Origin of the sequence: Ruegeria aquimaris (assembly GCF_025751555.1) — a bacterium.
Classification (GTDB): domain Bacteria; phylum Pseudomonadota; class Alphaproteobacteria; order Rhodobacterales; family Rhodobacteraceae; genus Ruegeria_B; species Ruegeria_B aquimaris.
The window spans coordinates 1-17,218 of sequence record NZ_JAOWLB010000013.1; the positions used below are offsets into that span (position 1 = coordinate 1).

17 protein-coding genes and 3 tRNA genes are annotated in these 17,218 nt (G+C 65.1%); 8 read left to right on the forward strand and 12 right to left on the reverse strand.

All coding sequences use genetic code 11. The features are described 5' to 3' along the window. The 3 genes from OE747_RS16250 to OE747_RS16260 all read right to left on the reverse strand — a co-directional run bounded on the left by OE747_RS16250 (nucleotide 1) and on the right by OE747_RS16260 (nucleotide 1,282). Nucleotides 1-72, reverse strand: a tRNA-Asn gene (locus tag OE747_RS16250). A gap of 141 nt (nucleotides 73-213) precedes the next feature. Next, nucleotides 214-288, reverse strand: a tRNA-Asn gene (locus tag OE747_RS16255). 79 nt (nucleotides 289-367) lie between these two features. After that, on the reverse strand, nucleotides 368-1,282 hold the full coding sequence (locus tag OE747_RS16260) for an MBL fold metallo-hydrolase (RefSeq protein ID WP_263829607.1): 915 nt from the start codon (nucleotides 1,280-1,282) through the stop codon (nucleotides 368-370). Nucleotides 1,283-1,327: 45 nt separating this feature from the next. Between OE747_RS16260 and OE747_RS16265 the strand changes: the two genes are divergently transcribed. Further along, nucleotides 1,328-2,656, forward strand: a complete 1,329-nt coding sequence (locus tag OE747_RS16265; protein ID WP_263829608.1) for an ATP-binding protein — start codon at nucleotides 1,328-1,330, stop codon at nucleotides 2,654-2,656. 4 nt (nucleotides 2,657-2,660) lie between these two features. Here the strand turns inward: OE747_RS16265 and OE747_RS16270 are convergent. Continuing rightward, nucleotides 2,661-2,736, reverse strand: a tRNA-Ile gene (locus tag OE747_RS16270). Between the two features lie 35 nt (nucleotides 2,737-2,771). Then, entirely contained in the window at nucleotides 2,772-3,695 is a 924-nt protein-coding gene (locus tag OE747_RS16275) for a LysR family transcriptional regulator (protein WP_263829609.1), read from the reverse strand. 119 nt (nucleotides 3,696-3,814) lie between these two features. Here OE747_RS16275 and OE747_RS16280 point away from each other — a divergent pair, with 119 nt between their 5' ends. The 4 genes from OE747_RS16280 (at nucleotide 3,815) to rnd (ending at nucleotide 7,812) form a co-directional block, all read left to right on the forward strand. Continuing rightward, nucleotides 3,815-4,771: an MBL fold metallo-hydrolase gene (locus OE747_RS16280; RefSeq protein ID WP_263829610.1), complete on the forward strand. Its 957-nt coding sequence runs from the start codon at nucleotides 3,815-3,817 to the stop codon at nucleotides 4,769-4,771. Nucleotides 4,772-4,888: 117 nt separating this feature from the next. After that, nucleotides 4,889-5,935 carry a phosphoribosylformylglycinamidine cyclo-ligase gene (gene purM / locus OE747_RS16285; RefSeq protein WP_263829611.1) on the forward strand — a complete coding sequence of 349 codons (1,047 nt, stop codon included), beginning with the start codon at nucleotides 4,889-4,891 and terminating at the stop codon, nucleotides 5,933-5,935. Continuing rightward, the gene (gene purN / locus OE747_RS16290; protein WP_263829612.1) at nucleotides 5,932-6,528 is read left to right on the forward strand and encodes a phosphoribosylglycinamide formyltransferase; all 597 of its coding nucleotides are present in this window, start codon (nucleotides 5,932-5,934) and stop codon (nucleotides 6,526-6,528) included. The genes purM and purN overlap by 4 nt, the downstream gene beginning before the upstream one ends. A 126-nt stretch (nucleotides 6,529-6,654) precedes the next feature. Next, entirely contained in the window at nucleotides 6,655-7,812 is a 1,158-nt protein-coding gene (gene rnd / locus OE747_RS16295) for a ribonuclease D (protein WP_263829613.1), read from the forward strand. Here the strand turns inward: rnd and OE747_RS16300 are convergent. Continuing rightward, on the reverse strand, nucleotides 7,809-8,333 hold the full coding sequence (locus OE747_RS16300) for a hypothetical protein (protein ID WP_263829614.1): 525 nt from the start codon (nucleotides 8,331-8,333) through the stop codon (nucleotides 7,809-7,811). The genes rnd and OE747_RS16300 overlap by 4 nt on opposite strands. A gap of 145 nt (nucleotides 8,334-8,478) precedes the next feature. On the opposite strand from OE747_RS16300, the gene OE747_RS16305 reads away from it, so the two are divergent. After that, nucleotides 8,479-8,889 (forward strand): SufE family protein, encoded by a 411-nt coding sequence (locus OE747_RS16305; protein ID WP_263829615.1) that lies wholly within the window; start codon nucleotides 8,479-8,481, stop codon nucleotides 8,887-8,889. Nucleotides 8,890-8,893: 4 nt separating this feature from the next. Here OE747_RS16305 and OE747_RS16310 read toward each other — a convergent pair whose 3' ends face one another. Then, the gene (locus OE747_RS16310) at nucleotides 8,894-9,604 is read right to left on the reverse strand and encodes a helix-turn-helix transcriptional regulator (RefSeq protein ID WP_263829616.1); all 711 of its coding nucleotides are present in this window, start codon (nucleotides 9,602-9,604) and stop codon (nucleotides 8,894-8,896) included. A 93-nt stretch (nucleotides 9,605-9,697) separates the two neighbouring features. Here OE747_RS16310 and OE747_RS16315 point away from each other — a divergent pair, with 93 nt between their 5' ends. Then, nucleotides 9,698-10,327, forward strand: coding sequence for a glutathione S-transferase family protein (locus OE747_RS16315; RefSeq protein WP_263829617.1), 630 nt, complete (start codon nucleotides 9,698-9,700; stop codon nucleotides 10,325-10,327). A gap of 26 nt (nucleotides 10,328-10,353) precedes the next feature. On the opposite strand, the gene OE747_RS16320 is transcribed toward OE747_RS16315, so the two are convergent. The 3 genes from OE747_RS16320 to OE747_RS16330 form a co-directional block, all read right to left on the reverse strand. Then, complete coding sequence (locus OE747_RS16320; protein WP_263829618.1) at nucleotides 10,354-11,016, reverse strand: DUF1638 domain-containing protein; 663 nt, start codon at nucleotides 11,014-11,016, stop codon at nucleotides 10,354-10,356. A gap of 85 nt (nucleotides 11,017-11,101) precedes the next feature. Continuing rightward, nucleotides 11,102-12,142 (reverse strand): Hint domain-containing protein, encoded by a 1,041-nt coding sequence (locus OE747_RS16325; protein ID WP_263829619.1) that lies wholly within the window; start codon nucleotides 12,140-12,142, stop codon nucleotides 11,102-11,104. 154 nt (nucleotides 12,143-12,296) lie between these two features. Continuing rightward, nucleotides 12,297-12,995: a corrinoid protein gene (locus OE747_RS16330; protein ID WP_263829620.1), complete on the reverse strand. Its 699-nt coding sequence runs from the start codon at nucleotides 12,993-12,995 to the stop codon at nucleotides 12,297-12,299. Nucleotides 12,996-13,248: 253 nt separating this feature from the next. Between OE747_RS16330 and OE747_RS16335 the strand changes: the two genes are divergently transcribed. Then, nucleotides 13,249-14,337: a PA0069 family radical SAM protein gene (locus tag OE747_RS16335; protein ID WP_263829621.1), complete on the forward strand. Its 1,089-nt coding sequence runs from the start codon at nucleotides 13,249-13,251 to the stop codon at nucleotides 14,335-14,337. Nucleotides 14,338-14,343: 6 nt separating this feature from the next. On the opposite strand, the gene OE747_RS16340 is transcribed toward OE747_RS16335, so the two are convergent. Both OE747_RS16340 and OE747_RS16345 read right to left on the reverse strand, forming a co-directional pair. After that, entirely contained in the window at nucleotides 14,344-15,528 is a 1,185-nt protein-coding gene (locus OE747_RS16340; RefSeq protein WP_263829622.1) for a hypothetical protein, read from the reverse strand. 356 nt (nucleotides 15,529-15,884) lie between these two features. After that, complete coding sequence (locus tag OE747_RS16345; RefSeq protein ID WP_263829623.1) at nucleotides 15,885-17,180, reverse strand: citrate synthase; 1,296 nt, start codon at nucleotides 17,178-17,180, stop codon at nucleotides 15,885-15,887. Between the last annotated feature and the right edge of the window lie 38 nt (nucleotides 17,181-17,218).

Here is a 17,218-nt window from a genome sequence, read left to right on the forward strand (position 1 = left end):
CTCCGGCGGTAGGGATCGAACCTACGACCAATTGATTAACAGTCAACTGCTCTACCGCTGAGCTACGCCGGAACGGTTCGCGCCGTATAGCAACAGCGATTCCGGGCGTCCAGAGGGTGCGCGGAAAATTTTGCGAAAATGGCGAGGTCGGGAGCGGCCATGCGGATTGCGCCTGGCACAGCGGCGACAAGGTGACCTGAGAGGTGAGGATTTTGGCTCCGGCGGTAGGGATCGAACCTACGACCAATTGATTAACAGTCAACTGCTCTACCGCTGAGCTACGCCGGAACGGTGCGTGCCCTATAGCAACAGCGATTCCGGGCGTCCAGAGGGGCCGGGCAATTTTTCGGGGAAAAATGCCGATCCCCTATTTCAGACGCTCAAACGTCGCTCCGGCGGCCAGGTCTCCGATGGGTGAAACGCGGGTTTTTCCATAAAGATCAACGAGGTGAGCGAAGACGTTGCGCTCGGCCGCGGGCAGCAGGGCGGCCGGTGTCTCGGTATAGATCCGCTCGGCCAGGCCACGTGCCGTGGCCGCGCCATCCTCCAGCGCCGCCAGGATCGCCGCCTCGCGGCCCAGTCGGTGTTCGATCAGCCAGTCGAGCCGGGCGGCGGGCGTATCCACTGGCGCCCCGTGGCCGGGATGGAACGCGCGCCAGTTGCGGGCGCGCAGCCGGGCACACGCCGCCATAAAATCGGTCAGGTCGCCATCGGGGGGCGAGACCAGCGAACTGGCCCATCCCATCACGTGGTCGGCGGTGAAACAGATGTCCTCCCAGGCCAGCGCGATATGATTGCCCAAATGGCCGGGAGTATGGATCACCTCCAGCGCCCAGCCGTCGCCCGCGATGACCTCGCCATCGGCCACAGTCCGGTCGGGGGTGAACGCGCGGTCGATGCCCTCGCCACCGCCCGCCAGCCCAGCGTCGGCCAGCGCCTGCATCACCGCGCTGCGCCCGGCCTCCGGCCCGCCATAGGCCAGCACCGGCGCGCCGGTGCGCGCGGCCAGCGGGCGGGCCAGCGGCGAGTGGTCCAGATGCGTATGGGTGACGACGATATGGCTGATGCTCTGTCCCGGCTCCAGCGCCGCCAGAATCGCCTCCAGATGCGCGGGGCTCTCCGGGCCGGGGTCGATCACCGCCAACTCGCGCGTGCCGACCAGATAGGTGTTGGTGCCGCGATAGGTCATCGGCGAGGGATTCGGCGCCACCAGGCGGCGCAGGCCGGGGGCCAGGTCGGCAGCAACACCCACGGGCGGGTCAAAATCGTCGGGCGGGGTCATCATATCCGTCTTTTGCTCCCTCTGGCGGCAGGCTAGGCTTAGCCCATGACCTTCCGTTGGCTCAAACACTATTCTCCGCGCAGCATCTACACGCGGGCGGCGATCATCATCGTGGTGCCGGTGATCGTCGTACAGATCGTGGTCTCGGTGGTGTTCCTGCAACGCCATCTGGAGGATGTGACCAAGCAGATGACCCTGACCGTGGTGCGCGAGATCGAGATGATCGCGCGGCAGGCACCCGAGGCGGGCACCCAGGACCACTTTCTGACCACGCTGGCGCCGTTCCTGTCGCCACTGCACATCAACATGCGCTTTATCGCGACCGAGGAGGTGCCCAAGGCCGATCTGCGGCAATGGACCGATTACACCGGTCGCCAGGTGCTGCGCACGATTCGCAACCGGCTGCCCCAGGTGCTGGCGGTGGAACTGCCCAACACCCGCCAGGCGCGGCTGTTTATCGACACCGACCTGGGCCCGGTCGAGCTCAGCTTTGACCGCCGCCGGCTGTCGCCGGCCGCGCCGCATCAGCTGATCGTGACCATGGTGTTCTTCGGCGTGCTGATGACGGCGATTGCGTTCCTCTACATGCGCAACCAGTTGCGCCCGCTCAAACGGCTGTCGGATGCGGCGCAGGCCTTTGGTCGCGGCCATACCGTGCCCTACAGCCCCTCTGGCGCCATCGAGATTCGCGCCGCTGGCAGCGCCTTTCTGGATATGCGCGCCCGGATCGAGCGGCACCTCGAACAGCGCACCCTGATGCTGTCCGGGGTCAGCCACGACCTGCGCACGCCCCTGACCCGCCTGAAACTCGGGCTCTCCATGCTCGATGAAGAGGACGCCGCTCCGCTGTTGCAGGATGTCAGCGAAATGCAGCAGATGCTCGACGCCTTTCTCGATTTCTCGCGCGGGGCATCCGAAGCGATGCCCGAGCCGGTCGACCCGGGTGAACTGCTGCGCCAGATCGTCGAGGATGCCCAGAGGTCCGGCACCGATGTGCAGCTTGTCGCGACCGAAGGCTGCGATGCGGGCGAAAAGGTCATGCTCCGCCCCATGGCGCTGCGCCGCGCTGTCGAGAACCTGATCGGTAATGCCCTGCGTTACGGCAACCGGGCCGAGGTGAGCCTTGCCATGACGTCAAAATTCCTGCGCATCCGGGTCGAGGATGACGGCCCCGGCATTCCGGCGGACAAGCGGGCCGAGGCGATCAAGCCGTTCCAGCGGCTCGATGCGGCGCGCAATCAGAACAAGGGCGGCGGCGTGGGCCTGGGTCTTGCCATCGTCGCCGATGTCGCGCGCGCCCATGGCGGCGCGCTGCGGCTGGGCGACAGCGAACGGCTGGGCGGTCTTTGCGCCGATATCGTGATAGGGCGGTAAGATCTGGTAGGCCTGGCAGGATTTGAACCCGCAACCAAAGCGTTATGAGCGCTCTGCTCTAACCGTTGAGCTACAGGCCCGCCTGCCTGTTGGTTAGGCAATGCGGGCCACAGGGTCAAGCGGTGATTGTGTCCGCTTCCGCCTGTGGCGCACGCAGCGCCGCGAACCGCGCCACCGCGTTTTCTATGGTCAGATCACGGCGCCGGTCGGGGGTGTGGCGCGAGGGGTAGACGGCAAACACATCCTTGATCGGCGGCTGGTATTCCGGCAGCACCAGCTCGAACGTGCCGCTGGCCAGTTGTTCGGCAACCATGAACCGGGGCACCCGGGTATAGCCCGAGCCAGAGGCGACCGCCCGCATGATCAGATCCGGGTCGTCGGCGGTGAACCCCACCCGCACCGGCGCCGGGTATTCCCGCCCGTCGCGGCGCAGGGGAAAGAACCCCTTGGTCTGGTCTTCGTGATGCTGGATGAAATCCAGCCGCTTCATGTCTTCGGGCTGGACGGGGCGGCCGACGCGATCCAGATAGGCGGGCGTGGCGATCAGCACGGTTTCCACCACCGAGATCTTGCGCCCGAATCCGTCCGTATCGCCCAGCCGCCCGGTGCGGATCGCCAGGTCATAGCCCTCGCGCACCACATCGACCAGCCGGTCCTCCAGCCGCATGACGATGTTCAGATCGGGATGGGCGGCGTTCATCTCGATCAGCATCGGCCCGATCACGCTGCGCCCCAGAAAGGAACTGACGCTGATGCGGAACGTGCCCGAGACGCTGCTTTCCAGCTGGTCCAGCTCGGCTGTCATCCGGTTATAGCCCGACAGCAGGGTCTGGGCATGTACATAAACCAGATCGCCCGCCCGGGTGGCATGGATGCCGCGCGCGGTGCGGTGCAGGAGTTGCTGGCCGATCGAGGCCTCCAGCTGCTTGATCTGCTGGCTGACCGCCGATTGGGTGATGCCGCGCCTGCGGGCGGCCCGGTTCAGGCTGCCCTCGTCGAGCGCGACGGCAAAGGTTTCAAGCAGCGTCAGCCGATCCATGTCCCACCTATAAGCAATGCTGATAACGGATATCGGAGACAGAGGGATATTCCGGGCCATTCCGGCGTCTTACCTCTGCCGCACGGGGAAATGCCCCGGAACAGATAGTGGAGTTTCTTATGACAATCAATCGCAGGAGCCTTCTGGCCACATTTGCGGCAGCGCCGGTGCTGACCCTTGGCGGCGTGGCGCAGGCCGCGACCACAGGCGCGGGCGCCATCACCCATGGCTTCACCCTGGGCGATGCGCGGGTGACGGTGCTCCTCGACGGGCATCTGCCGGTCGGCACCCAGCTGATCAACGGCTATGACGAGGCCCGCGCGCAACAGGTGCTGGCGCAGGGCCTGCACCGGATGCAGGACAATGCGCTGACCATCCCGGTCAACGGCTATCTGGTCGAACGTGCCGGGCGCCGGGTGCTGATCGACACCGGTACCGCCCAGCTGATGGGACCGGGGCTGGGCGCGCTGCATGCGGGGTTGGCGGCGGTTGGGGTCGCTCCTGACAGCATCGACACCGTGCTGCTGACCCATATGCATCCCGACCACGCGGGCGGTCTCCTGGCCGCTGACGGCACGGCAGCCTTTGCCAAGGCCGAACTGGTGGTGGCGCAGCGCGAATGGGATTTCTGGCACGATGAAGCCATCCTGGCCAGCGTGCCCGAGGGCAGTCGCGGCTTCTTCGACATGGCGCGCCGCGCGGTGGCGCCCTATGCCGACCGTCTCCGCCTGCTGCAAGGCGAGGGTCAGGCGGCGCCCGGTCTTACCGCGCTGGACCTGCCGGGGCATACGCCGGGCCATACCGGCTTCATGCTGGATGCGGGCGGCGAAGGGTTGTTGTTCTGGGGCGACCTGATCCATTCCACCGCGCTGCAATTTGCCGAGCCGGGCTGGACCATCGCCTTTGACGACGACCCAGCGCTGACCGTGGCCACCCGCCGCCGGATGCTGGACCGGGCCGTCGCCGACAACCTGCTGGTGACCGGCGCGCATCTCGACTTTCCGGCGCTGGGTCGGGTGCTGCGGCAGGGCACGACCTATGCCTGGCAGCCCGCGCCCTGGCAATTCGGTCTCTGATGCCCCAGCCCCGAACCCCCAGCCTCGCACCCAATGTCGCGGTGCGGGGCGATCCCTGTTCCCTTCCGTTTCGCCTTGCGCTAAAGGCTGCCGCAACGTTTTGGAAGGAGCCAGAGGATGACCAGCGGCAAGAACGGCATCACCTATGCCGAGGCAGGGGTGGATATCGACGCGGGCAACGCGCTGGTGGACCGGATCAAGCCGGCCGCCAAGCGCACCAACCGTCCCGGCGTGGCCAGCGGGCTGGGCGGGTTCGGCGCGCTCTTCGACCTCAAGGGGGCAGGCTACACCGACCCGGTTCTGGTCGCGGCCACCGATGGGGTCGGCACCAAGCTGCGCATCGCCATCGACACCGGGCTGGTCGACGGGGTCGGTATCGACCTGGTGGCCATGTGCGTCAACGATCTGGTCTGTCAGGGCGCAGAACCTCTGTTTTTCCTTGATTATTTCGCCACCGGCAAGCTCGAGACCGAGCAGGCCGCCCGCATCATCGAGGGCATTGCCGAGGGCTGTGTGCAATCGGGCTGCGCCCTGATCGGCGGCGAGACCGCCGAGATGCCCGGCATGTACCCGGCGGGCGATTTCGATCTGGCGGGCTTTGCCGTCGGCGCGATGGAGCGGGGCACCGCGCTGCCCGAAGGCGTGGCCGAGGGCGACGTTCTGTTGGGCCTTGCCTCGAACGGGGTGCATTCCAACGGCTATTCGCTGGTGCGCAAACTGGTCGAGATCTCGGGCAATAGCTGGGAATCGGACTGCCCCTTTGGCCCCGGAAAACTGGGTGAGGCGCTGCTGACGCCGACCCGGCTCTATGTGCGTCAGGTGCTGGCCGCGATCCGCGCCGGCGGCGTGCATGCGCTGGCCCATATCACCGGCGGCGGCCTCACCGAGAACCTGCCGCGCGTCCTGCCCGAGGGCATGGGCGCCACCATCGACCTCGACACATGGGATCTGCCACCCGTGTTCCGCTGGATGGCCGAGACCGGCGGCATTGTCGAGCGCGAGATGCTCAAGACCTTCAACTGCGGCATCGGCATGATCGTGGTCTGCGCCGCCGACCGGGCCGAGGCGCTGGCCGAGCTGCTGCGGGCCGAGGGCGAAACCGTCGCCCGCATCGGCACCGTCACCACCACGCCCGGCATCGCCTATACGGGCAAGCTGCTGTGAGCCCAAAGCGCGTCGCGATCCTGATTTCGGGCGGCGGGTCGAACATGGTCACGCTGGTCGACAGCATGACCGGCGACCATCCGGCGCGTCCCTGCCTGGTGCTCTCGAATGACGCAAACGCGGGCGGGCTGGCCAAGGCCGCCGCGCGCGGTGTGCCCACGGCGGTGGTCGATCACCGCCCCTTTGGCAAGGACCGTGCCGCGTTCGAGGCGGAACTGATCAAGCTGATCCTCGATGCGGGCGCCGATATCGTCTGCCTGGCCGGGTTCATGCGGGTGCTCACGGCCGGGTTCACCGACCGCTTTCAGGGTCGGATGCTGAATATCCACCCCTCGCTGCTGCCGAAATACAAGGGGCTGCACACCCACGCCCGCGCGCTGGCGGCGGGTGACACCGAACATGGCTGCACCGTGCACGAGGTGACTTCGGAACTGGACGATGGCCCGATCCTGGGCCAGGCCCGAGTCGCCATCGAACCCGGCGACACGCCGGAAACCCTCGCAGCCCGGGTCCTGACCTGGGAACACAAACTCTATCCTGCCGTCCTGCGCCGCTTTGCCGGCGGTGACCGCCGCCCGGTCTGGTTGCCCTGATGTAAACCCAGTGTTGCCGAAAGGGGGTTTGCAGATATTCGGGTATGACCCTAAGGTCGAACAATCCGGGCCGATCGCAGGGCAGGGATCATACGCAAAGAAAAGCAAGAGCAAGATCATAGCCGAATGAAAACTCTGACCACGACGAAAGACCTGGCCGATTTCTGTGCCGCCGCCGCAACGCATCCCTATGTCACCGTCGATACCGAATTCCTGCGCGAGCGGACCTATTACTCCAAGCTCTGCCTGATCCAGCTCGCCTATCCCGGCGAGGACGAGGACAGCGCGGTTCTGGTCGATCCGCTGGCCGAGGGGTTGGAACTGGACCCGCTCTATGACCTCTTCCGCAACGAGGCGGTGGTCAAGGTGTTCCATGCCGCCCGGCAGGATCTGGAGATCTTCTGGGTCGATGCGGGCGTGTTTCCCAAGCCGCTGTTCGACACCCAGGTCGCCGCGATGGTCTGCGGTTTCGGCGAACAGGTGGGCTATGAAACGCTGGTGCGCAAGATCTGCCGCCAAGGCGTCGACAAGACCTCGCGCTTCACCGACTGGTCGCGCCGCCCGCTGACGGATGCGCAGAAAACCTATGCGCTGGCCGATGTCACCCATCTGCGCCGCATCTACGAACATCTCTCGTCCGAGTTGCAGAAGACAGGCCGTACCCATTGGGTCGCGGAGGAGTTGCAGACCCTGACCGACCCGGCCATCTACGACATCCAGCCCGAAGAGGCGTGGCGCCGGATCAAGACCCGCACCTCCTCGGGCAAGTTCCTGGCCGTGGTGCGCGAACTGGCCGCGTTCCGCGAAAGCCACGCCCAGACCAACAACATCCCGCGCAGCCGGGTGTTCAAGGATGACGCACTGATCGAGCTGGCCTCGACCAAGCCGCGCACCCATGCCGACCTCGGCGGCTCGCGGCTCCTGCTGCGCGAGGCGCGCAAGGGCACCATCGCCGATGGCATCCTCGACGCGGTCAAGCGCGGGATCGAATGCCCACCCGAAAAGATGCCCAAGGTCGAAAACGGACGCGAGAACCTTCAGGTCAACCCGGCGCTGGCCGATCTCTTGCGGGTTCTGCTGAAGGCCAAGACCGAAAACGAGGGCGTCGCGGCGAAACTCATCGCCTCCAGCGCCGATCTCGACCTGATCGCGGCGGGCGAGCGCGCGGTTCCCGCGCTGACCGGCTGGCGGTATGAGGTGTTCGGCGAGGACGCGCTGCGGCTTTGCGACGGCAAGGTGGCGCTGGCCGCCAAGGGCCAGACCATCCGGCTGATCCAGCTTTAGCGGCGGCGCGTTTCCAGCGCGCCCTGCTGGCCCTCGACCCGGATCAGCTTGATCCCGGCCAGATCCTTGCGCGTCAGGCTGGCGGCGGCCCGCACGGTGCGGGTGTTCTCGGCGCCCTGCGGGGTTGCGTCTTCGGGGTAATCGACGCGGAACGTATAGGCCAGGATACCCGCCTTGGCGTTTTCCTCGCTGACCACCCGGCGAAGCTCGGCGTCAAAGGCGCCCTGGCGATTGGCGATGCCCACCGCATAGACGATGGCGCCGGTGGTGGTCGGCTCGACCTTCAGCTCGGTCACCCGGGTGATCGGGATGGTGTTGTCCACCGGATCGGGACGGGCGAACAGACCCTTGCCGCCACCGCTGGGAATCAGCGGATTGGCGTCGGCATCGGCCGAGGCCGCCACCGGCGCCGGATTCGAGGGGCCGAACCAGTTCGACGGGTTCACCCGCGAGTCGCGCCAGCCGCCACAGGCGCTCAGCATCATCCCGGCAGTCACAAGAACGGTCAGTGGTTTCAGCATCTCGCGCACGCGCCCCGTATTGCAATGGTCCTTGACTACCGGTTAGCGCATCCCGGCCGCGTTGAAAAGCCATGCCGGGGCTGGACAGGCCGCCCCGGGCACCTTAGGTCACAGCAAACCCGCGTGAGCAGAGCAGGAGCGACAGATGGCAAGCCCCGCCTTCGAAGAGATTGTCGAGGATTTCGAGTTCCTTGACGACTGGGAGGACCGCTATCGCCATGTCATCGAACTGGGCAAGGCGATGGAGCCGCTGGACGAGGCCTTCAAGGTGCCCGCCAACAAGGTGCATGGCTGCGCCAGCCAGGTCTGGCTGCAACCGGTCATCGACAACGGCAACTTCCGCTTCGACGGCGACAGCGACGCGATGATCGTGCGCGGGCTGATCGCGGTGCTCAGGACGCTCTACAACGACACCCCGGTGTCCGGGGTCGGCGCCATCGACGCGCGCGCCGAACTGGGGCGGCTGGGGCTGCACGATCACCTCTCGGCACAGCGCTCGAACGGGCTGCGCGCGATGATCGAACGGATCCGCGCGGTGGCGGCCGAGGCCGCCTGAGCGCTTACGCGAGGCCATTCAGACAGGCTTGATCCCGCGCGCGCAGCCGCGCGACATAGTCCCGCAACAACACCACCCGCCGCGGGCGAAAGCTCTCTTGCGTCCTTTCATAGCCCTCGATGCGGGTCACGTGAAAGCTGCGGAAATCCTGCCGCTTGCAGCACCAGGCCAGCAGCATCACGCTGCGGTCGTGATAGGACAGCGCCAGCGGATAGATGCGGCGTCGGGTGCGCTCCTGTTTCAGGTCGCGATACCCGATCTCCAGCGCCTCTTCGGCCCACATCGCCTCGCGCAGCAGGGTCATGTCGATGCTGGGGGTCGCGGGCGTGATCAGGCGCTGCGCCATGTTGACCGCATGCATGGCCTGCCGCTGCTGGCGTTCGGGCAGGGTGGCGAGGATCTTGACCAGCGCGTCACTGGCCGCCTGGGCGAGATCGGCATCGCCGCGCTGGGTCACATCGGCCAGCCCCAGCGTCAGTGCCTCGATCTCGATCCGGGTAAAGGTCTGCGGCGGCAGGGCGGGGTCCTCGACCATGGTAAAGCCGACCCCCGCTTCGCCCTCGATCCGGGCACCGGCTGCCCGCAGACTGTCGATGTCGCGATAGATCGTGCGCTCGGACACTTCCATCGCGCTGGCCAACCGCGCGGCGGTCACCGGCGGGCGTAAACCCCGGATCAGGTGCAGAAGGCGGAACAGGCGGTCGGTCTTGGGCATGGGGCAGGGTCCGGCAATGCTCCTGACAGGATCTGGCAAGAGGGTATTGGCACTTGGGGGTATCTTCAACCCGACAGATCAAAGGTGATCCAAATGCCAAGACTCTATTATTCGCCCCATACCCGCTCTTCCCGCGTCATCGCGCAGCTGATGCTGATGGGCAAGCTGGATCAGGTCGAGGTGGTGACCGTCGACGTCATTCGCCATGACGGCAGCGGGCGGCATGATCCGCGCAATCCCCATCCCGAGGGCAAGGTGCCTTATCTGGTCACCGACGACGGCACCGGGATTCGCGAAAGCGCGGCCATCATGATGTATCTCGACGAGTTGTTCGGCCAGCCGCTCAGCCCCGCCATCGGCGCGCCTGGGCGCGGCGCTTACCTCAGCTGGATGGCCTATTCGGGCGGGGTGCTGGAGCCGGTCCTTGTGGCCGCCTTCGCCGGGCTGGAGCATCCGGCGATCACCGAGACCTTTCGCGGCACGGCTGAACTCAGCGCCGTGCTGGAACAGGGCGTGCAGAAGGGGCCGTTTCTGCTCGGCGAGACGCTGAGCCTTGCCGACATCCTGCTGGCCTCGCCCTTTCAGTGGGCACCCCACCTGTTGCCCGACAGCCCCGCCATCAAGGCCTGGGTCGAGCGCGTCGACAGCCATCTGGATGGCGCCGCCATCGCCGCATACGAGGCCAACGCCATGGCGCGGCTGACCGCGCCAGAGATCGCCTGAACGGCGGCAGGACGGGCGCGCGCGGCCTAGCCGCGCGGTGCCTTATCCGCCCAACCCGCCAGCGTGGTTTCCAGATCGCCATAGCCGGTAAATCGGCGCTCGAAGGTGAGGCCGAGCCGCTCGGCGCAGATGCGCGCCTTTTCGGTCAGGGCCGGGTCGTCGGTCTGGGCCTGATAGACCAGCTTGGTGTAATTGCCGAACATCATCGGAATCAGCTCCGGGTGACGGTCGAAGCCCATCGGTTTCCAGACAAAGGCATCGAACTGCCGCACCAGAAAATCGGTCAGGTAAAAGGCGGTGAACTCCTCTTCGGCGATCTCGGTGAACCGGTCGTTGCCTTCGAAGAAGGAATAGCAATGCGGGCCCTTGACCATCTCGACCCCCAGCCGCGCGCAGGCGGCTTCAAGCAGGCCGCCGGTGCCGCAATCGGCATAGACCACGAAAATCCGCTGATACCTGTCGCGGTGGCGTGCCACCGCTTCCTCGACCGCGGCGGTGATTCGCTCAGGATGGACATGCAGTATGGCGGGCAGGCAGGTCAGATCCATATGGGTCCAGCCGTTGCGGTCGCGCAATGCGAGGATCTCGCGCGCCAGCGCACCACAGGCGATCAGCAGGATACGGGCGTCGCCGCTGCTCAGGCTGAGCCCGCTGCGGGTCAGCTGGGCGTCATCGGGGAGCATGGTCATGTCGGGGCCGCCTTGTGCCGGTTGGGGTCGGCGCAGAATGCCAAGGCCCGCGCGGCAAAGGCAAGCACGCAGGCGACCGGATGTGTCAGGCGACCGACAGCAAGGCCTCGTGCTGGCGGATGGCAGGGCGGGCCAGCGGGCCAAAGCTCTGCATGCCGGTGGTTGCCAGTTCCGGGAACAGCATCAGGATCTCGTCGCGCGCCGCCTGTTCCAGACCCGACCAGCCCATCTGCCCGGGGTGGAAGCTTTCGGTCGGGCAGCCTTCGGCCCAGATGATCTCGTGCCGGTCGAACAGCAGATGGATATAGGTGACCTCGCCGCCCGGCGCGATCAGGATATCGCGGGCATTGACCAGATGCTTGGCGGCCACCAGGGCCTGCACATGGCCGGTGACCAGCTCGGCCCGCCAGCCTTCGATCAGCATCCGGTGCTGGGGCGAGACGATCAGGTCACGCCGGTTGTCCAGCGCCCCGGCCCGGATCAGCACCGGCGCAAGGGCCCCGGTGGCGCGCACGGTGGTACGCCCGATCCAGCGCAGCGGCTGGTCGCCATGGTCAAGGGTGCGGATCAGGTCGCCCGGCTGCAACTCCTCGATCAGGCGCGGCCCGTCTGCGGTGTCGATGATGGTGCCGGGGGTGAAGCAAGTGACCAGCTGCCAGTCCTGCCGGTTGGCGGTCAGGCCGGAATAATTGGCGCCGCCCCCGGTGAGCGCATCGAGCGTGAGAGACTGGATGATTCCCGCCTCAAGCGCGCTCTGGTCGGCATTGGCGTTGAACTCGGGCATCAGATAGGTATTGCCGTTCACATCCTGGGCCAGCACCGCGGTGATGGTTGCGGTGCTGCCATCGGTATAGGTGATGGTGGCGTCATAGACGGCGGTGCCGTCAAAGGTCTGTGCCGGACCGCCATCGATCGAGAACTGTTCGGGCGGGGAATTGTCCATGTCATAGAACGACCCCGGATCTCCTACCGCGCTCCAGGTCACGGCGCTGTCGACCAGCGGATCGGTGGCGCTGCCAAAGGTCATCCCGACAAGAGCGGCGGCGTTTTCGGCCGAATTGTTCCCCTCGAACGTGTCGATATCGGCCAGATTGCCTAGGAACAGCGCGGTAAAGGTCGTGGGCATGGGCACCTCCGGGCAGCTTGGGTACGGCTGACAACCTAAGGCCCGAAGCTGGCCAAAGTCAGAGGGAAAGGTGACCGAGATGTGACACAGTCGGCGTATCGCCAACAAAAAGGGCCGCTCTCAAGGGCGGCCCTGCATGCGAGAGAGACAGGTCTCAGACCGCCATGCGGTTATGCTTGCGCCCGACCCAGTCCTTGGCGGTTTCGACCGCCACCGCCGCGTCGCGGCAATAGGCGTCGGCGCCGATGGCCTTGCCGAATTCCTCGTTCAGCGGCGCGCCGCCGACCAGCACGATATAGTCGTCGCGCACGCCTTTTTCGACCAGCGTGTCGATCACCACCTTCATGTAGGGCATGGTGGTGGTCAGCAGCGCCGACATGCCCAGGATGTCGGGCTGTTCCCGCTCCAGCGCATCCATGTAATTCTCGACCGGGTTGTTGATACCCAGGTCGACCACCTCGAAACCGGCACCTTCCATCATCATCGACACAAGGTTCTTGCCGATGTCGTGGATGTCGCCCTTGACGGTGCCGATCACCATCTTGCCGACGCGCGGCGCGCCGGTTTCGGCCAGCAGCGGCTTCAGGATGGCCATGCCGCCCTTCATCGCGTTGGCGGCCAGAAGCACTTCGGGAACGAACAGGATGCCGTCGCGGAAGTCGGCGCCGACGATGGTCATGCCGCCCACCAGTGCCTTGGTCAGCACGTCATAGGGGGCCCAGCCGCGCTCGATCAGGATGTTCACACCCTCTTCGATCTCTTCCTTGAGACCGTCATAGAGGTCGTCGAACATCTGCTGGACGAGTTCCTCGTCGTCGAGTTCCGACAGGATGATGTCTTCTTCTTCCGACATGGCGTGATTCCTTGAGCGTTGGTGGGGGAATGCCCCGGATGCGTTTTTTCCCTTTTTGCCCAAGGGTCACTTTTCGACTGCGTCGATTGCGACATGGGCGGTGTTGCAACCGACCTATAGAAAGGAATTCGCCGGATTGATAATGAGTAATCCGCAGAATGATCATGGGCCGGGCACATGATCCGCCGTCTTCGCGCCGCCGCGTGTGAACCAACCCTTGCGGAATGTTCGCTTGATGTTCTACTCATGTTCCATGAGTCCCACCGATCCATCGCAGAATCTCGGCATCCGCACCCCCGGGCGTGGCGCGCTCAGCAACGAGGCGGGGCGGTTCGAACGGCATGACCGTGTCGCCGAATCCGACGGCTGGGACCGCGACGAGGATCTGCCGCCGCTGCGCACCCATGTCGCGATCGAGACCGCGCGCAGCCTGATCACCTATAACCGATCGCCCGATCTGCCATTCGACCGCTCGATCAATCCCTATCGCGGCTGCGAACATGGCTGCGTCTATTGCTTTGCCCGCCCGACCCATGCCTATCTCGGACTGTCGCCGGGGCTCGATTTCGAAACCCGGCTGGTGGCGCGGCCAAACGCGGGCGCGATCCTGCGCGCCGAACTCAGCGCGCGCCGTTACAAGGTGGCGCCCATCGCCGTCGGCACCAATACCGACCCCTACCAGCCGATCGAGAAAACCCACCGGATCACCCGCGATTGCCTTGCGGTGCTGGCCGAATTCAATCACCCGGTCGCCATCGTGACCAAGGGCGCGCTGATCGAACGCGACCTCGATATCCTCGGTCCGATGGCAACGCGCGGGCTGGTGCGCGTCGGCATCTCGCTCACCACGCTCGACGCCGATCTGTCGCGGCGGATGGAGCCGCGCGCGCCCGCGCCAAAGCGGCGGCTGGCGATGATCCGCACGCTGACCGGGGCAGGGGTGCCGGTGCGGCTGATGACCTCGCCGCTGGTACCCGGCCTCACCGATCACGAGATGGAGGCGCTTCTGGCCGCCGGGGCCGAGGCCGGCGCCGACACCGCCAGCTGGATCATGCTGCGCCTGCCGCGCGAGGTGTCGCAGCTCTGGCAGGAATGGCTGGCCGAACATGCCCCGACCCGGGCCGCCAAGGTGATGGCGCGCCTGCGCGAGATGCATGGCGGCCGCGACTATGATCCGCGCTGGGGCCACCGGATGCGGGGCGAGGGTCAGTATGCCGAGATGATGGCGCAACGGTTTCGCGCCGCCTGCAAACGCGTCGGGCTGGCGCAGCAGGCGCCAGCCCTCAGATGCGATCTGTTCCGGGTGCCGCCGCAGCCCGGCGATCAGCTCAACCTGTTCTGACCGGGCTCAATAGGTCTCGACCAGATCCACCTCGTCGACCGGCTCACTTGCCATCATCTCATAGGCCAGCTCGTCATGCATGGGCTGGGTCATCAGCGCCATGACATCGTTGAGGTAGTACTGGTCGTCGCAGACCGGCGGCTGCGGGTCCTCCTCGCACTGGCCAAGCAGTTTCAGCGACCCTTCCCGGTCTTCGCTGCCCTCTTCCCCGACCGAGGTCAGCCGCAGGCCAAACATCTCGCCCTCGAAATCGTCGAGGCTCAGCCCGTCGGGATGCGACAGGGTAAAGCTGGTGGCGCGGATATCGTCGTCATGCCCGATCCCGCCTCGCCCGATCGAGATACCCGCATCGAACCCGTTTTCGGTCTCGCCGGTCTCGCCCTCCTGTGCGCCCTCCATGTTGACGCCGTTACCCAGATCGTTGACCGACCCGGCCGCGAATTGCGAACCGGTCACGTCCTCGCCACTCACGGTCATCCCGTTCAGCAGGCTGTCGTCCGCGATGTTGAAGAACAGACCGTTGATATCGCCGATCTGTCCGGTCGCATCCGGGTCGTCGCCCTCCAGCACCTCCAGGTCGACCCGGATATCGCCATTCTCAAGCTGGGTCAGCACCACCTCGGTGTTGACCGGCCCCTCGATCAGGAAGGCGCATTCTTCGTCTTCATGCTCTTCGTCGTCAAAGCTGTCTCCGCCGCCGCTTTGGTCGCTCACGGTCTTGACCAACCCGTTTTCGGTGTCCGAGTTCACCACCGCGGCAAGACTGTCGAGGTCGATATCTTCGATGCTTAGCGGGCCGTTTTCCGACCACATGGTAAAGTTGGCGGCACTCACATAGCCTTCGGTCGAATCCGGGCTCAGCCCGAACTGGATCCCGGCATCATAGCTCTCGGCCAACTGCGCCCCGTTGCTCAGGCTGTCGACCGCGTCCGGGTCCATCTGCACATCGGTGACAGGCGCCCACTCGGTGCCCTGGTTCTCGTCCGGCCAGATGTGCAACCCGTTCAGGGTGGCTTCATCGGTGAAGTTGAAAAAGAACCCGTCAAGGTCACCGGCATCGACCTCCGGATCCTCCGACTTGATGTCGATGAACAATCCGCCATCGAATTTTTCGACAATGGTCACCAGCAATCTCGGCTCGCAGCCCAGCGAGACGGTAATCTGTGTCTTTTCGCCAACGGTTCCGGTCATGGAAATCCCCCTTCAAAGATCAGTGGCCGACACTAGGGCGCGCGCCATGTTTTGAACACAAATTTACCGTTTTCCCGGCCAAAACCCCTAAATCAGGGTACGCGGTGTTTACGTCTGGGAAACGGTTTTTCCCGTGGCCCGGCGCAGCGGGTGAAAACGGAAACGACTCGGACAAACCCGCTTCTGGCCGGTCGGGGAATCGCTTTGGCAGGCTGGGTCGGGGGCCCGGTGACCGCCGTACAAGACGGACAATCGGGGTCTTTGGCGACGTACAAAACGGTCAATTCGTGGGACAAAAGGAAAACCCCGGCGGATGGCTCCACCGGGGTTGAATTGGCCTGTTCCGACGGATCGGATCAGCGGTCTTCGATATCCACATAATCGCGCGCGGTCGAGCCGAGATAGAGCTGACGCGGGCGGCCGATCTTGTGCTGCGGATCCGACAGCTGTTCCTTCCACTGGCTGATCCAGCCCACGGTCCGCGACACCGCGAAGATGGGCGTGAACATTGAGGTCGGGAAACCCATCGCCTCAAGGATGATGCCCGAGTAGAAGTCCACGTTCGGAAACAGTTTTTTCTCGGCGAAGTAGTCGTCGGCCAAGGCCGCGCGCTCCAGTTCCTTGGCGGTGGCCAGGATCGGGTTGTTCTCCACGCCCAGCAGATCCAACACCTCGTCGGCGGACTGTTTCATCACCGTCGCGCGCGGGTCGAAGTTCTTGTAGACCCGGTGGCCAAAGCCCATCAGGCGGAACGGATCGTTCTTGTCCTTGGCGCGGGCGATGAACTCGGGGATACGGTCCGGAGAGCCAATTTCCTTAAGCATTTCAAGGCACGCCTGGTTCGCCCCACCATGCGCGGGCCCCCAGAGACAGGCGATCCCGGCAGCGATACAGGCGAACGGATTGGCGCCCGAGGACGAGGCCAGACGCACCGTCGAGGTCGAGGCGTTCTGCTCGTGATCGGCATGCAGGGTGAAAATCCGGTCCATGGCGCGGGCCAGGATCGGGTCCACATGGTAATGCTCGGCCGGCACGGCAAAGCACATTTGCAGGAAGTTGGCCGCGTAATCCAGATCGTTGCGCGGATACATGAATGGCTGGCCGATCGAGTATTTATACGCCATCGCCGCGATGGTCGGCATCTTGGCGATCAGCCGGTGGCTGGCGATCTCGCGCTGATGCGGGTCGGCGATATCGGTCGAGTCGTGATAGAAGGCCGACATCGCGCCGACCACACCCACCATGGTCGCCATCGGATGCGCATCGCGGCGGAAGCCGCGGAAGAAGTAATGCATCTGCTCATGGATCATGGTGTGGCGGGTGATCGTGGTCTCGAACTTCTCCAGATCCTTGGCGGTCGGCAACTCACCGTAGAGCAGCAGATAGCAGACCTCGAGGTAATGAGACTTGGCCGCGAGCTGGTCGATCGGATAACCGCGATGCAACAGCTCGCCCAGCTCGCCGTCGATATAGGTGATGGTGCTGTCGCAGCTTGCTGTCGAAGTGAAGCCGGGGTCATAGGTGAACACCCCCGCCTGACCGTAAAGCTTTCGGATATCAATGACATCCGGGCCCGTCGACGGCGAAAGGACTGGCAACTCATAGGATTGGCCGTTCAGGCTGAGCGTCGCGGTTTTCTTTTCTTCAGTCATTCTTGTCCCTTCCTTGTGGCAGGCACGGGGCGCACCAT